Below are 15,155 nucleotides of genomic sequence, written 5' to 3'. Positions count from 1 at the left end.
CTTTTCATAAACGGATAACAGACGCCATGCTTTCTTCTTCATCTAGAGAATCAGGATCCATCAATATATATACTCCAGAAGAACTTGAAAATATACGTAGCGCATGCAACGTAGTAGCCCGTTGTTTGGATTCCTTGACGCCCATAATAAAACCAGGGACGACAACTGAAGAAATCGATGATTTTGTTCTCAAATTTGGAATGGAAAATAACGCAATCCCTGCTACTCTTAATTATCGTGGTTATAAAAAATCATGCTGTACATCCATCAACCATGTTATATGCCATGGAATACCCTCCAATAAACAACTCCGTGAGGGGGATATTGTCAATGTGGACGTGACTTACGTTGTCAATGGTTGGCACGGCGATAGCAGTCGTATGTATCCAGTAGGAAAAATAAAAAGAGCAGCAGAAAGGATTCTCCAAGTTACGTACGAATCTCTTTATAAGGGAATTGCTGCGGTTAAATTAAATGCAAACATAGAAGATATTGGAAAAGCAATACAGCGATATGCCCACAGTGAGCGCTATTCTGTTGTTGAGGTTTTTTGTGGACACGGTATAGGAAAATCCTTTCATGAAAAACCAGAAATCTTACACTTCTACGATCCTCTTTATCCTTCTGTAGGTACATTTCAAGAAGGAATGGTATTCACCATCGAACCAATGTTGAATGTAGGGGGATCTTCTGCCAAAGTACTATCCGATGGATGGACTGCCGTAACGCGCGATCGCTCTCTATCTGCACAATATGAACACACGATCGGCATTACTAAGGCAGGATGCGAAATTTTTACATTATCTCCCAATAACTTAGGACAACCAGGAATTTCTCCTATTCAATAAATTTTACAATTGGAAGATTTCCGAATGAGCAAAGCCCCTTCAAAAGATTCCCATTTAGACTATATTGGGCATCACAATCGTCTGCGAGATCGCTTCCTTCAAAAAGGAGAAAATGCATTGGCATATTATGAGATACTTGAATTAATTCTTTTTAGACTTATTCCACGTAAAGATACTAAATCTATTGCCAAAGCACTGTTAAAACGCTTTGCAACATTAGGGGGCGTATTCGGAGCGCCACTGCATCTTTTGCAAGAAATTAACAGAATTGGTAAAAGAGTCGCACTTGAGCTAAAGTTAGTATCAGTAGCGTCCCAACGAATTCTAAAAGCAAACTGGTCAATAAAAAAATTCTTGACTCCTGGTCAACCTTGCTTGATTAGTGTAGAACGGCATTACCCCATGAAGAACGCGAACAACTTCGCATATTGTTTCTCGATAAACATAATATTTTGATTGCAGATGAGGTGCAGAGCCGTGGAACAATAGATCATGTACCTGTATATATACGCGAAATTGTACAGCGTTGTTTAGAACTTTCTGCAACGTCTATAATATTAGTTCATAATCATCCAAGTGGGAATCCAAATCCGTCAGATGCCGATATCAACATGACCCAAAATATTATAACAACTCTGAATCCACTCAATATTATCGTTCATGATCACATCATTATTGGAAAAGACGCTTTTGTAAGTTTTAAAGGATTGCGAATCATATGATAAAAATCAAAAAACCTAGAAAAAATCTCCTTATTTTTTATATAAAGATTCTATTAGGCGTGCTCGTCCTGTGCGCCGTTTCATTAGGATTATATTTCCTCACAATTACTACTTTTACACAAAATTTTCATGCAGTAGTGCCACACGAAATATACCGTTCTGCACAGCCAAATGGTACATTTATAGAATACCTTAAGAAGGAATATGGAATCAAATCTATCTTAAATCTACGCGGAAAACTCCCTGAGTCTTGGCATAAAGAGGAAGAAAAGGCTGCAAACGACTTGGGGATACAGTTAATAAATTTTCCTCTTTCCGCTACTCGGGAACTTAATGATGAACAAATCAAACAACTTATTTCCATTCTTAAAACAGCTCCCAAACCTCTTCTAATACACTGCAAAAGTGGAGCAGATAGAACCGGATTAGCTTCTGCTGTTTATCTATACATCGTTGCTCACTATCCAAAAGAAGAGGCACATCGTCAACTTTCGATGCTATACGGACATTTCCCCGTTTTAAAGACAATAACAATGGATATTACTTTTGAAAAAATCACACAATTGTACCCCAATAATGTATCTAAAGGAGATACTGAACAGCCAATGAATGCGACATAATAAAAGTTAGGTTGTTAGAAATATCCATAAAAACCGCAATTCCCCATGGAAAAATTATTGCAAATACAGCAATGTTTCTTCCAATAGGGGATTTTTCCTGCGATCATTTTGTATGAAATCAAGATATTTCGCTAGGTGCTTCTTCGCTCTGAAAAGTTTCAACCTTTGAACTCTTATCTAATAACTTTTCCGGAGAAGATTCACTGGAATTGTCAAATAACTGATCAAACGTCACTTTCCGATCAACAATCTGTACACTTTTTAATATATGATCAATGACTTTATCCTCAAAAATTGGAGCTCGTAACTCAGCGAGAGCGTTAGGATATTTTTGAAAATGATCAAGCATTTTTTTCTCATGACCAGGAAAACGTCCTAGTTGTTGGTAGAGAGCAGATTGCATCTCTTCTTCTGTGACTTCTATATTGTTCTTCTCTCCTATTGTTCCCAAAACAATCCCTGTTAAAACACGACGCTTTGCTAACATATGATAATATTGCAAATCTTCTTCATCAATAGAATCCACATTCTGCGATTTTTGATTGGCAGAACTCATCTCAAATCTTACTTTTTGTAAGATACCATTATACTCATTTTCCACGAGAGATTCTGGAACGTCAAATGTATACTTATTACTGATATAATCTAAAATCTGACGTTTAACTTTTTGTCGTACTAAAAATTCAGAATGTTGCTTTATTTTCTGAGAACACAAACCTCTCATAGCAGATTCTGATTCGAAACCTAATCTAACAGCTAAATCATTATTGACCACTACAGGCAGAGGAGAAAAAACTTCTTTAATAGAAAAATTCAGCCTAACTTTTTTTCCAGCTAAATCTTTAATGGAATGATCTTCCGGGAAAAAACGCTCTATTTCTTTTTGATCTCCAGTTTTCAATCCCACTAGAATCTCTGTTGTTTCAGAGAAAAGATCTGCAGAACCCACGATAAATTGAACATTTTTCTTAGATTGGTCTTCGAGAATTACATTATCAACAGATACAGTATAATCTACAGTAACTTTATCGCCAATTTCAGATTCTGTTTCTTTCACCTCAAATGCGACATTATTCTTGGCAATTTCAGCCATTTGTCTATCAATTTCTTTTTCATCAACTTCACAAATATCTTGAGTGACCTGCAAATCATCAAAAGAACTAATTTCAATTTGAGGAAGTATATCGTACGACAATCTTAATTTTAAATCCACAGTCCCTTCTATCAAACCAGAAGTTATGTCAGATTCCCCCTCATTAATGGTAATGCTTGGTCGCATCGCAGCTCTTTCATCTCGCTTAGAGAGAATCTCAGGCACAATCTCTTTAATGATTTCATCAATGGTTTCAGAAAGGATAGACTTGCCGTAGAGTGATTTAATATGAGATAAAGGCACTTTTCCTGGGCGAAAACCCTTGATATTAGCCTTACTTCTTATGTCCTCTATGCGCTCATTAAAACTATCAGTTAACCGATTGGATGGTATAATCACATCCAACTCTCTTTTTAATCCTTCTGAAAATTTTTCAATAACTTGCATCTCAAACCCCAACCAAATAATTCATTAATCATATTACAGAGGAAAAAACTTATAGAACATGTGCAAAAAATCAAACGAGAACATCTCTGAGAATGACCCAGCAAAAGAGTAACCTTAGGTATTCAACATCAAAGCCAAACTGATAACAACATAGGAAACCATCAAATTACCTATTATCGCAAAGAAGATATTACCCTTTTGTACATGAACCGATATCCCAAGAAATGATTATAACAAACATCTCAGGAAATCATCCTTTTAATGCAAAAATACGCATCTTTTCTTTTGTTCCCCCAAAAGCATCGCATCATAAGTCCATATTTTTCTCCTTCGTCAATATCTCTTGTTGATTATACTCTATGATTTTATAAACATTTTTCCCATCTAATAATATGAAGAACATACTCAATCGAAAGATTATAACGAAAAAATATCTGTTGCATCAATAGAGTAAAAAACACTTCCAACTGTTTTTTATATTAAAACTAATATCGCACAATATAACCGGCATACCTCAATCCCTTGAAAATAAGAAGCCTTTTTTCACCGTATGACAAAGAAACACCGGACCCTGAGACAGCGAAAATATAATTGTAGGAAATACTAGTAGAGATAATGACTGATCATTACCTTTCTAAGAAATTTGAAGGAGTACGCAACCTAAGCAAAGAATGAGATCTCATTAATATAACTAAAAACAAAGCAATAACCATCAAAGTAGTGTGACGCATATTAAACGAGCAATCAAATTTCAGTAATGAATTGAAATAATAGAAATTCATTCCACAACAAAGCTCTACTACACCGATAAGAATTGCGGTAGCCTTAGCAATTTTAGAAAGGGAGGTCATACCCCCAAGGATAACAATAGATATAACGATTATATTCTCAGAGAATTTAAACATATCAGGAGATATTCTATCTCGTGATGCAGCAAAAAAAGCTCCAGCCATCCCTATAAACGCAGAACTCACAGCAAATGCGGATAATTTCGCAAAAATGATTGTTGTATTGAGAGAAAAAAAGGCTTTTTGATTATCCCTAATCGTTCTCCAAGCATTGCTGATAGCTGTACGACGTAACCACAAAATTATCGATGCCGATAAAAAACACATACCTAAGAGAACGTAGTACATAAATATTTCATAAATAACAAAGGAAGAAGGAAATCGGAAAAAACGTATCAACGATCTAACAGTTGTTCCCAAAAAATATAAACGATCAGCAACATAAATCCCTGCTTTTCCATTAGTTATTGGCTTCCATTTTATTAAAATATTTTGAAAAATTTCCGACATAATCAATGTCGCAATAGCCAAATAGTCTCCTCGAAACTTAAGAGAAGGCAAACCCATTATCATACCACATGCACCAGAAATCATAGCAGATACAGGTATCAATAACCATATGGATAAACCGTAACGACTCCCTAATATAACGTAAGAATATGCTCCTATTGCATAGGCAATAACGCAATTAAGACTCAACAATCCTAAAGATCCTACGACGATGCTTAAACCCCAAGCAAACATCACATATATAAGAATCTGAATTCCCATGCTATCTATATACTTTTGAGATTTAGTAGCACCAAGGAAGAGAAAAAGTAGAAGGGGGTATACCACAGCTAGAAGACATAAAATCTTATCGTATTTATTCAATCTTAGGGAAAATATTGACATAACTCGCTAATCCACTTTTATATACAAAATTTAAAAACTGTAAGAAAAAAATATTGAAAAAACACTGCAAATACTGCAAAAATCATTCCAAGCTACATTCCTCACAATCTACCTTCTGTTCATTACTCGATAACATCATACTTATTTAACAATGTATTCCCGAGAAATACTCATTTCGATATAATATTACAAGTAAAATATATTATAATGATTGTGCCTATCTTTCCAAAAATAGAATCTAATAGAGAAAATGTAAAAAAGTAAGCGAATTAACATATCAAAATATCAAACTAAAACTTATGAATAATATAAATAATATTTGATAGTAGTTATTATAGGCATATTTTTTATCAAAATACTGTATAAATATATCAGAAAAAAAGTAATCACTTAATAAAGGATGACGTACTTAAGTCAAAGTACCAATTCAGGAAAATATATCAAAAAATAAGAAAAATAACATAAAAGCGTATTTTTTCATACTCTTATTCATTTTTTAGGCTCTAAAATTAGATGTTCATTAAATCTAATCTACTATAATACACAAAGATTATTGATATTGAATGAGTAATAGAGTTTACGATGACAGAGAAAATACAATCCCATATGAAATATGTAATTGGCCCAGATGGAAGCCCTCTCACTATAGCAAATCTCCCTCCTCCCAATACACGAAGATGGGTTGCACGAAGAAAAGCAGAGGTTGTAGCAGCAGTAAAAGGTGGACTGCTAAGTCTTGAAGAGGCATGTCAAATTTACACCCTTACCGTAGAGGAATTCCTCTCTTGGCAAGCATCAATCGTGCAACATGGTCTCGCAGGATTACGCACAACTCAAATACAAAAATACCGCGAGTAGAAAACAAGGAAAATCTACAGTATACAGTTGCAAAAAACAGACTACAAAAAAATATTATTTAAGTTGTGATGGCGACATCAAAAGATTCCGTACTTGTTTTCTTATTAAGCCTATCACCAATGCGATTCTTATAATTATCTTAACTCACTGACTTATCACTATTCGATTCTGATTCCAAATGAGATTCCAGAGATTCCTGTCGTAATAAAAGATCTCTAATCGAAAGAAGAAGATTATCTATTCTTTGGCGTGCAGACTTAGCCAAAATAGGATATGCAAAATGATCCTTATCATAAATGCCAACCTGTCTTTCTTCTATTGCAATCTGCTTTTCTAAATCAGCAACTATTCTTCTGAATTCCAATATCGTTGCTCGCAGTTGTTGCAATTGACGTCTCTCGTCATTTAATCGAAATTCCTTCAATCGTGTTCTTTGTTCTTGCAATCTCATGATATATTTACCCTATCAATTCAAAAATTATGTCAATCGCCACCCTAAAACGAAATTTAATATAAAAAAATTAAAAAAATAAACATAAAAGCACCACAAATTCATAAATAGTAACTTTTCATTTACGAGCATAGTTAATAATAGGAGATCAAAATTAAAAGGTAGTAAACAAACTACTTGTAATTAAAGAAAGGTGGCTTTATTAACCATAGATGGGTAGAATTGAAGAAAAATTAATAATTAGTTGCGAAGATGTGGGTTCTTCGTCTTATGAAACAATGTTGCGATAAGTTATAACTGGTATACTAATTATTCTTCCTTGTTGTTTTTTATTATCCATCTTTAGGTTTTGGTGATCATAATTCGTCTGATGATACAAAGGTTAGTCCCGCTTCTATTAACCTTGAAACGCTGTTATATTACTTTAGGGAGATAATTGATGCGAATTTTACTGATTGAGGATGATAAGGCATTGGCACATAGTATTGAGCTGATGTTAAAGTCAGAGAATTTTAATGTCTATGTCACCGATCTAGGGGAAGATGGTATAGAACTTTGTAAATTTTACGAATTTGATGCGATCATTTTGGATTTGGGTCTTACTGATATCCCTGGATTCGAAGTACTTCGAGCCTTGCGCGTAGCAAAAATTTCAACTCCCGTATGTATACTGTCTGGTATGTCTAGTATAGAAGATAAAGTGCGGGGACTACAATCTGGAGCCGATGATTATATAAGCAAACCCTTTAATAAGGAAGAACTTGTAGCACGCATACGTGCAATCGTGCGTAGATCTAGAGGACATGCCCAGTCACTCATTGTCACCGGAGACCTATCAGTCAACCTTGATGCAAAAACTGTGGAAGTTCAAGGTCATAGAATTCATCTCACTGGCAAAGAATACCAGATGATAGAGTTGTTATCTCTCCGTAAAAACACAACTCTCACCAAAGAAATGTTTCTCAATCATCTGTATGATGGCAGAGACGAACCAGAAGTAAAAATTATTGATGTATTTATTTGCAAACTACGCAAAAAGCTCAGCAATGCAGCTGGAGGAAAAAATTACATCGAAACAGTCTGGGGACGTGGATATGTGTTGAGAGAGAACGCAAAAGACGAAACATGTGAGTATCTCGAAACAGCATAAAGGTGAATTTTGGTATGATGGTTATACGTAGGGGAGAAACCGTCTTTTCTCCCCCCCTGCTTACTTGCTTAGCTTACTGATTATCAATAAGAAAGATTCTCGTACTTAAATTGCATCCAAAAACTGATTTTCATCTTTCGATTTTTGCATTTGTGGCAATTCTCTCATTGCGAATCGAAGAGTTTCGCGGTTAAAAGGTTTGAGTAAAAAGCTATTCGCTCCAGCTCTAGCACCAGCGATCATTTTTTCAAAATCCACCTCCATGAGAAGATAGTAGACAAATACGTCAGTGCCCAAAGGCATTTGTCGAACGTGAGCAATAAATTCTAGAACGCCTTCCATAGATTCATCGATAACCAAATAATTTGGCAACAATTCTTTCTCGCAGAACTCCCGCGCCTCACATACACTAGTAGCTTCAAAAACCATAAAACCAAAATCGTTAAAAAGATGCCTCCCCACTTTTCTAACAATATGAGAAGAATCAACTAAAAGAAGGCTATCCATAAAATCACTCCTTAGTATTGAACATAAGCCCATTCTCTCACAATAATCCTAAACTATTCCTACTATAATCAAATTAAATACAACTAAAAATATTTTGATTTATTTTTCCAATAACGCTGACAATACAACATTGTGATCATCGATAATCTCAGGCAATAATCTAATTTTATTTTCATGAGCCAATAAAATAACATAATAAAATTGGATATCATGTGAATCAATTGTCGACTCTACATTGCCATCTACGATCTGAGTAAATTTTTCAGGAAATCGCGCTAAATTGCCATTTATTTTCAGAGAAAAAATATTTTCGTTTTTTGAATCTTGAACAGATATCGTCACCTTGCCTCCCCTAGGAAGAGAAGCGTGCGCTACCATAAAAAGATTAAGCAGAATCTTAGCTCTTTCCCTAGAAAGATCTATTTTCTCGCCCGTCCAAGACACTTGAACCCTCTTATCAACAGCAATAAAATCTTCAATAACTTGTTCGATATCCCCCAAACCAATTAAAGAATCAACGGATCCAGTATAACCAAAAGCCAGTCTCATAAACTTAAGGCGAATGATAGCACTCATACTACTTAAACGAATAAGTTGCATGACTTCATCTTCAATCCCTACCTCATCCAATAATTCTAAACTATTATGAATGGCACCTATCGGCGAAATAATATCGTGACAAATGCGGCTGCATAACAGTGCAACAAGATCCATTGAAGAAAGATTAAAACAAATATTTTTAGCCACAGATGTTTTCTCCTCAAAAGTTCATCAAATTTCCATTGAAATACCGCTATTTACCCAAATTCTTCTTTCTTGTTAAAACTGAATCACCAGTATGAATAATCATATTATAGGTTGTTAAAACAATTCTAGGTATAATAATTAGAAATCATCCCCTGATAATACTCACTTGTTGTATCCTACTCCGTGGATGAAAATATTTTCCCACAAAAATCCTGTAATCTTCAAGATAATAAACTCAATCACCCGTTATAAATAATCTCTTTGACAATTAAATGAATTTTGACCAAATGATTATTACATTCATGCATAGGACTGTTTGTTGTTCAGAACACCTTATATAATCAATAAAGAGATAGAAAATTGCCTGACAAGAAGCCTTTGAAATCCCTATTAAATACTGATTCTATCCTTATGATTTAAGACGAAAACGCAATAACTTTCTAAAAAAACACCATACCTCTGCACTTGTTGTTTATATACCAATTAATACACTGTTCATTTTCTTTTAAAATGAGTAGTATTGCTACACAGTTAGTTGTTACGAGGTATAGATTTGTTTTATGATAGCAGGGAAAAAGAGGTTTTTTTAGAGTCCGAAGTCGTACACAACATTCGTCTTCAAATAGAGGAAATTTCCGCAATATTATCTAAAAAATCAAGAGACACCCCAAATCAAGAAATACGCACAAAAATATATATTATTACTGCGCGTATCATAGCATTAATCGTTTTCCGCGAAGGGGAAAAATCTCTTATATTTGATTTGCTTAGAACAAATCAAAAAACCAATAGCTCATTGACACAAGCAATAATACAAGAAATTGATACATTGCAACATCAGTGTAAGTCGATTGAAAGAGATTCATAAATTTCACTATGAACCATTTTATTCAGTATACCGATTCAAAAAACATAAACGTGATATATAAAATCTATATCGTCTCGGAATAATTAGGACTTTCACGTGTAATTTTCACATCATGTACGTGTGACTCTCGTAAACCAGCAACAGAAACACGAATAAAATTTGCTTTTTTCTGAAACTCTTCTATATTTGAAGCCCCTACATATCCCATAGAAGACTTAAGCCCACCCGACATCTGATGAAGAACCGATGCTATAGGCCCCTTATAGGGTACTCGACCCTCTATACCTTCAGGTACTAATTTTAATACGTCGGTTACTCCATCCTGAGAATAACGCGCAGAAGATCCACGTTCCATAGCAGCAACAGATCCCATCCCCCTGTAAGATTTAAAGGAGCGTCCTTGATAAAGAAAAATATCCCCCGGACTTTCGTCAGTGCCCGCAAGCAAAGACCCTATCATTACACATGCAGAACCCGCGGCAATTGCTTTAGCAATATCACCAGAAAATCTAATACCTCCATCAGCAACAATCGCAACACCAGCACGCTCCGCTACTTCAACAACCGACATAATAGCAGAAAGCTGCGGACAACCAACTCCTGTTACAACCCTAGTTGTACAAATTGATCCAGGACCTATACCAACTTTTATAATGTCAGCACCTGCATCAATCAATGCCAATGCCCCTTCAGCAGTAGCAATATTTCCTGCCATCACCAACAAAGAAGGAAAGTTTTTCTTAATTTGAACCACTGCATCCAAAACCTTTTGAGAATGTCCATGAGCAGTGTCAACAACTACTAAATCAACATTCACATCAAAAAGAGGACCTACTCGATCTGCAATATCCTTCGCTACTGAAACAGCAGCTGCAACTCGTAAACGCCCTTTACTATCCTTTGTTGCATTTGGATTAAGCTGTGATCTTTCTATGTCTTTGACGGTGATCAATCCTATACAACAACCATCATCATCAACAACAAGCAATTTTTCAATTCGGTGTTGATGAAGCAACGCCTTGGCATTTTCTAGATTGACTGTTTTCTTCACCGTAATCAAATTTCGAGTCATCAATTCGCCTACTGCTTGCTGAGCATTAGAAGCGAAACGTACATCTCGATTAGTTAATATACCAACTAATTTTCCAACATCAGATTCAACAACAGGAATGCCTGATATACTATATTTTTTCATCAAAGCCAATGCATCTGCCAATGTGGCGTAAGGGGAAATGGTCACAGGATTAACAACCATCCCACTTTCAAATTTTTTGACCTGATGTACTTGGGCAACTTGCTCAGAAGGAGAAAAATTTCTATGTATGACACCTAAACCACCTGCTTGTGCCATTGCTATAGCGAGACGCGAATCAGTCACCTGATCCATAGCAGCTGACATAATAGGCAAATTCAAGGTAAAATCCTTTGCTATTCGTGTAGATATATCAATATCTCTTGGCAAAACATTAGAAAATTCTGGCCGCAATAAAACATCATCAAATGTTAGTGCTACACCGCCTACATTATTTTCAATAATTCTCGCCATCACAAACTCCTATTGAAAATTTCTATGCCTTTAAAAACGGAACTTTATTGATATTGATAAAAAAAATCAATGATTACACGAGAAATTTATGAGACGAAATAGTCAATTTCACAAAAAACATACAACACGATTCAAGGGTCAGGATACTCCAAAAATTACCTTCACTTCAATAAAATATTTAATGAAGTCTAAAACTATTTTATCTCTTTTCTAAAAAAGTATCATCACACTTAACAAACAAATACTCGCATAGTTTATATTTAATTATAATGTTCGTTAAAAAATGATAATTATGGAGTTAAATCAAATACTTACCGCCCCCTTACCTTTAAATAACAGCGATGAAATCCCATTGATTCTACGATACTTTTTTGAAACCCCTCCCGCACCTTTGAACACTGAAAAAGGAAGGAAAAATCATATAAGTAAGAATGGTTAGATAGTATAGCTAGACAATTTATAAAGATTACACATTTTTAACTTTAGTAACAATTAGAGATATACAAACATTGACTCAAAAAGGCGAATACCTGACTATATAGCAACTATAACGTTATTTTTACATATCAAGAGATAAGTAATGTTTCGTAACTTTTTCTTAGGATTGAGTATTATACTCATGATTGCAGGATATCCTGCTTTTGCGTATAAGACCAATACATGCCATGGATATGGGACGCACGGTTGTAAAAATGTCTAAGTCAGGGGTTATTTCAGAAAAAACGGGACTTATGTCCGCAGTTATTATAGAGCCGCCCCACATTATAAACATTATAAAAATTATGAATATTATAATGATTAAATCGGCTAGACTGGGTTTAAACCTTTTCTTCTAAAATATTTTACGTGTGAACCAAGAACCGAGAATACAAGCAGTGGTATCTTGTGTTAACGGGGATAATAGAAAAAAGATCTTCGACCAAAGATTATTTTTCATAGATGAGTAAAGTAGAGAAAAAAATTTTGAAAGTCGGGTCAATGGGTATCACAAGGATCAGGTTTGAAATGGGATTGCGCCATAAAAATCATCCTAAAAAAGCATTGAAACCAAGCTGTAATCTTTCAACCATAATTCCACAAACGGTCTCTTTTGAACTAATTAATAATTTAAATTACAGTGTATCAACTAATGATAAACCATTTACTTACCCATCTAGAGGTGCATCTTCTAGCGATTTACCAATAAAAGGATTGATTTAATGAATGCCAAGGGATTAATAGTAGCTTCTATAATATCATCAACCGCTATAATGAGTAGCTGTTCTTATTCTTGGAATCTAAAGCACGCAATTAGAAAGATAGAAATAGCAATAAAGGAACAATAAGATCCTAGAATCGCCACTAAAAGAAGCTGAAAAGCAAAAAGAAATTGTTACTAAGACGGTAAAATGCTGCTCAATATATCAATACGAAAAGATTGTGTAGTATAGAAACTACGAAAGCAACAACGGTGCAAAAAATAACCCGTCAAAGGTTTAAAAAATATTGACGGAATACGCCATTTGGAATTACAAAAATAGCTATTTCACTATAAAATATAGAAATATGGTAGAAGAGCCATTCTTTATGCCTAAAGAGAAACAGAATATGAAATTCTAATTTCCTTGGACGGCGGCTTGATGTAAAAAGCAAGACCAGATCGTTAATTCGTAGCGAACTTATGAGATTCCTTGTCGTCTACTCTACTATATACCATCTCCCATACCAAATGATACACAAAATCAGCACACAGAAAACGACGAAAACTTCAAACTTCCAAGCCTATCCCTACTGAGAAAAAATCTAATAACAATGATTAATTAAAGATTTAAATGCAATATTTGATTCTTGAACAGAAGAAAATTCTATTGCTATTCCTCCAGGAAAAATTCTCACAACACGACCTAAAATATCATTAAAAAGAACCTTAGAAAACATCTCTATCTGCAAATCCACACTCACAGAAACTCCTGATTCTGATATATCTATTACCTTGCAAGAATGTTTAGTGTTATCATTTAAAACCAACTGAGCATCGACTTCTCGATCTCGAGTGATCTTGCGACCATACGCTCGACAATCTTGAAGATGCAAATCATCCTTATTAGCTAGCCATATAAGTTTATCCGCTAATTTTCTTCTTTCATTTTCAGAAGTAACGATTCTTACAGCATACCCTCTATTGCTATCAAAATTTACAACCTTACCTTCTATACGACCTACCTTTTCAACAAAAACGATAGACCGTTCTCCGACAAGAAACATCGGAACATCACAAACAATACAAAGCCCTCCTGGGGATATTTCTCGTACGATACAGTTATATTCTGTACCGTCAAACAAGAGAAAACGACCTTTAAGATCCACTTTGACACGTTGAAATGCACGCTGATCTATAAACTGTAAATTATGGATTCCTCGATACATGGTAAAACTCTCTGATCATCTGAAGTTATGTTAGAGTTGTACACCTTATATCTTAAAAATATATTATTTCAGAATATGAATTCATTGACTACAGTTTTATGTCTTTTATAGTTACCAAAGACTGGCATCATCTATTGAGCAAAATAATCTTCTTTATTTGTTCTCTTGTATGTAGTTGTATGGACTATCTATATGGAATAATCTTATCTATTAGAATAGAAAAATAATGTCGCAAATTTCCTGTAGCAAGATTTGATGTACGTTAAACAATAATCTCAACAGCATTACTAAAAATACAAGTCATACCATGGCGAGAGCCATTTCGTTTCACGCAACATTTAATCAAACAGAATGACCACTTGAAATTACAATAACTAAAATCTATGAGTTTTAAAAAGATCTCTTAGAAAACAATAAAATATACACTACCGTTGATTATGGGTCATTTTAAGGAAAAAATCCGTTTTTCCCTTATCTCTACTAAACTCACCTGTAAAAGCCGTAGTCACTGTAGTTAAACCATCCCGTTTAATTCCTCTCATAGACATACACATATGCTGTCCTTCAATTAAAACAGCTACTCCCTTAGAATCAGTACTACTCTCTATTGCATGGGCGATCTGCATCGTCAACCGCTCTTGTATCTGCAAACGACGTGAATAAACTTCTAAAATACGAACCAATTTTGACAAGCCAATCACATGTTTTTTAGGGATATATGCAAGATGGATTTTCCCCCAAATAGGCAAAATATGGTGCTCACAATACGAAAAAAAAGATATATCTTTTATTAAAACCATATCTTGATACTTGGATGCTTCCCCAAAATGAAAACGTGATGTATCCTGAGTGGTAGGGATCTGTTTATAACCTGCAAAAAGCTCTTTATACGACTTTATAACACGATCAGGCGTATCTTTAAGCCCCTCACGATCTGGATCATCACCAATCCAACGTAAAATAACCCTTATCGCTTCTTTGGCTTCCTCAACGGTCGGCTTTTTTAATTTCATATTAAAAACTCCAGTCCTTAAACACTTAATCCTTTGAGATTAAAATTGTATTCAAAAGGCACAAAAACCCGTAACATTTAGCCACGCATCTTCGCACATTATTGCCAATAATGCAAAATAGAAAATCCTATTTTTCTCGAAAAATATTTTTTAGAATCTTCCGAATATAAATTTTATCATGTACTATGAGTGCAAAG

At 34.7% G+C, this 15,155-nt stretch carries 15 protein-coding genes and 1 pseudogene (1 of these 16 running past the window's edge); 8 read left to right on the top strand and 8 right to left on the bottom strand.

Going from position 1 to position 15,155, the window contains the following annotated elements:
• Positions 1-26: 26 nt before the first annotated feature.
• The 3 genes and pseudogenes from map to CD16_RS03960 all read left to right on the top strand — a co-directional run bounded on the left by map (position 27) and on the right by CD16_RS03960 (position 2,190).
• Positions 27-848 (top strand): type I methionyl aminopeptidase, encoded by an 822-nt coding sequence (gene map / locus CD16_RS03970; protein ID WP_015452730.1) that lies wholly within the window; start codon positions 27-29, stop codon positions 846-848.
• Positions 849-872: 24 nt separating this feature from the next.
• A pseudogene (radC, locus tag CD16_RS03965) lies at positions 873-1,570 on the top strand (RadC family protein).
• Entirely contained in the window at positions 1,567-2,190 is a 624-nt protein-coding gene (locus CD16_RS03960) for a dual specificity protein phosphatase family protein (RefSeq protein ID WP_015452727.1), read from the top strand. The pseudogene radC and the gene CD16_RS03960 overlap by 4 nt, the downstream one beginning before the upstream one ends.
• A gap of 118 nt (positions 2,191-2,308) precedes the next feature.
• Here CD16_RS03960 and tig read toward each other — a convergent pair whose 3' ends face one another.
• Both tig and CD16_RS03950 read right to left on the bottom strand, forming a co-directional pair.
• The gene (gene tig, locus CD16_RS03955; RefSeq protein WP_244612074.1) at positions 2,309-3,742 is read right to left on the bottom strand and encodes a trigger factor; all 1,434 of its coding nucleotides are present in this window, start codon (positions 3,740-3,742) and stop codon (positions 2,309-2,311) included.
• Positions 3,743-4,356: 614 nt separating this feature from the next.
• Positions 4,357-5,289, bottom strand: coding sequence for a branched-chain amino acid ABC transporter permease (locus CD16_RS03950; protein WP_244612073.1), 933 nt, complete (start codon positions 5,287-5,289; stop codon positions 4,357-4,359).
• Between the two features lie 705 nt (positions 5,290-5,994).
• Between CD16_RS03950 and sciP the strand changes: the two genes are divergently transcribed.
• The gene (gene sciP, locus CD16_RS03945) at positions 5,995-6,270 is read left to right on the top strand and encodes a CtrA inhibitor SciP (protein WP_015452724.1); all 276 of its coding nucleotides are present in this window, start codon (positions 5,995-5,997) and stop codon (positions 6,268-6,270) included.
• A 139-nt stretch (positions 6,271-6,409) separates the two neighbouring features.
• Here the strand turns inward: sciP and CD16_RS03940 are convergent, their stop codons facing one another.
• Entirely contained in the window at positions 6,410-6,721 is a 312-nt protein-coding gene (locus CD16_RS03940; RefSeq protein WP_015452723.1) for a hypothetical protein, read from the bottom strand.
• A gap of 439 nt (positions 6,722-7,160) precedes the next feature.
• Here CD16_RS03940 and ctrA point away from each other — a divergent pair, with 439 nt between their 5' ends.
• On the top strand, positions 7,161-7,871 hold the full coding sequence (gene ctrA / locus CD16_RS03935) for a response regulator transcription factor CtrA (protein WP_015452722.1): 711 nt from the start codon (positions 7,161-7,163) through the stop codon (positions 7,869-7,871).
• 105 nt (positions 7,872-7,976) lie between these two features.
• On the opposite strand, the gene CD16_RS03930 is transcribed toward ctrA, so the two are convergent.
• Both CD16_RS03930 and CD16_RS03925 read right to left on the bottom strand, forming a co-directional pair.
• On the bottom strand, positions 7,977-8,378 hold the full coding sequence (locus CD16_RS03930; RefSeq protein WP_015452721.1) for a response regulator: 402 nt from the start codon (positions 8,376-8,378) through the stop codon (positions 7,977-7,979).
• A gap of 99 nt (positions 8,379-8,477) precedes the next feature.
• On the bottom strand, positions 8,478-9,125 hold the full coding sequence (locus CD16_RS03925; RefSeq protein ID WP_015452720.1) for a histidine phosphotransferase family protein: 648 nt from the start codon (positions 9,123-9,125) through the stop codon (positions 8,478-8,480).
• Between the two features lie 553 nt (positions 9,126-9,678).
• Here CD16_RS03925 and CD16_RS03920 point away from each other — a divergent pair.
• Entirely contained in the window at positions 9,679-9,993 is a 315-nt protein-coding gene (locus tag CD16_RS03920) for a hypothetical protein (RefSeq protein WP_015824936.1), read from the top strand.
• A gap of 64 nt (positions 9,994-10,057) precedes the next feature.
• Here CD16_RS03920 and guaB read toward each other — a convergent pair whose 3' ends face one another.
• On the bottom strand, positions 10,058-11,539 hold the full coding sequence (guaB, locus tag CD16_RS03915) for an IMP dehydrogenase (protein ID WP_015452718.1): 1,482 nt from the start codon (positions 11,537-11,539) through the stop codon (positions 10,058-10,060).
• A 939-nt stretch (positions 11,540-12,478) separates the two neighbouring features.
• Here guaB and CD16_RS03905 point away from each other — a divergent pair.
• The gene (locus CD16_RS03905) at positions 12,479-12,739 is read left to right on the top strand and encodes a hypothetical protein (RefSeq protein WP_015452716.1); all 261 of its coding nucleotides are present in this window, start codon (positions 12,479-12,481) and stop codon (positions 12,737-12,739) included.
• 582 nt (positions 12,740-13,321) lie between these two features.
• Here the strand turns inward: CD16_RS03905 and CD16_RS03900 are convergent.
• Positions 13,322-13,945 (bottom strand): PilZ domain-containing protein, encoded by a 624-nt coding sequence (locus tag CD16_RS03900; protein WP_015452715.1) that lies wholly within the window; start codon positions 13,943-13,945, stop codon positions 13,322-13,324.
• 425 nt (positions 13,946-14,370) lie between these two features.
• Complete coding sequence (gene folE / locus CD16_RS03895; RefSeq protein WP_015452714.1) at positions 14,371-14,958, bottom strand: GTP cyclohydrolase I FolE; 588 nt, start codon at positions 14,956-14,958, stop codon at positions 14,371-14,373.
• Positions 14,959-15,136: 178 nt separating this feature from the next.
• Between folE and yidD the strand changes: the two genes are divergently transcribed.
• Positions 15,137-15,155, top strand: the beginning of a protein-coding gene (gene yidD, locus CD16_RS03890) for a membrane protein insertion efficiency factor YidD (protein WP_015452713.1). Its footprint extends 401 nt past the window's final position; the window shows 19 of its 420 coding nt (coding positions 1-19); its start codon is at positions 15,137-15,139; its stop codon lies off the right edge, out of view.

Source organism: Candidatus Liberibacter asiaticus, assembly GCF_000590865.3.
In the GTDB taxonomy this organism is placed as follows: domain Bacteria; phylum Pseudomonadota; class Alphaproteobacteria; order Rhizobiales; family Rhizobiaceae; genus Liberibacter; species Liberibacter asiaticus.
Note: the sequence above shows the minus strand (reverse complement) of the source record. Positions and strands in the feature narration are given on the sequence as shown.

Coding starts and splice junctions, on each gene's coding strand:
- CD16_RS03930 (WP_015452721.1), bottom strand. CDS start 8,378: ATGGATAGCCTTCTTTTAGTTGATTCTTCTCATATTGTTAGAAAAGTG.
- CD16_RS03950 (WP_244612073.1), bottom strand. CDS start 5,289: ATGGGAATTCAGATTCTTATATATGTGATGTTTGCTTGGGGTTTAAGC.
- ctrA (WP_015452722.1), top strand. CDS start 7,161: ATGCGAATTTTACTGATTGAGGATGATAAGGCATTGGCACATAGTATT.
- CD16_RS03900 (WP_015452715.1), bottom strand. CDS start 13,945: ATGTATCGAGGAATCCATAATTTACAGTTTATAGATCAGCGTGCATTT.
- CD16_RS03905 (WP_015452716.1), top strand. CDS start 12,479: ATGAGTAAAGTAGAGAAAAAAATTTTGAAAGTCGGGTCAATGGGTATC.
- CD16_RS03940 (WP_015452723.1), bottom strand. CDS start 6,721: ATGAGATTGCAAGAACAAAGAACACGATTGAAGGAATTTCGATTAAAT.
- folE (WP_015452714.1), bottom strand. CDS start 14,958: ATGAAATTAAAAAAGCCGACCGTTGAGGAAGCCAAAGAAGCGATAAGG.
- CD16_RS03960 (WP_015452727.1), top strand. CDS start 1,567: ATGATAAAAATCAAAAAACCTAGAAAAAATCTCCTTATTTTTTATATA.
- sciP (WP_015452724.1), top strand. CDS start 5,995: ATGACAGAGAAAATACAATCCCATATGAAATATGTAATTGGCCCAGAT.
- map (WP_015452730.1), top strand. CDS start 27: ATGCTTTCTTCTTCATCTAGAGAATCAGGATCCATCAATATATATACT.
- guaB (WP_015452718.1), bottom strand. CDS start 11,539: ATGGCGAGAATTATTGAAAATAATGTAGGCGGTGTAGCACTAACATTT.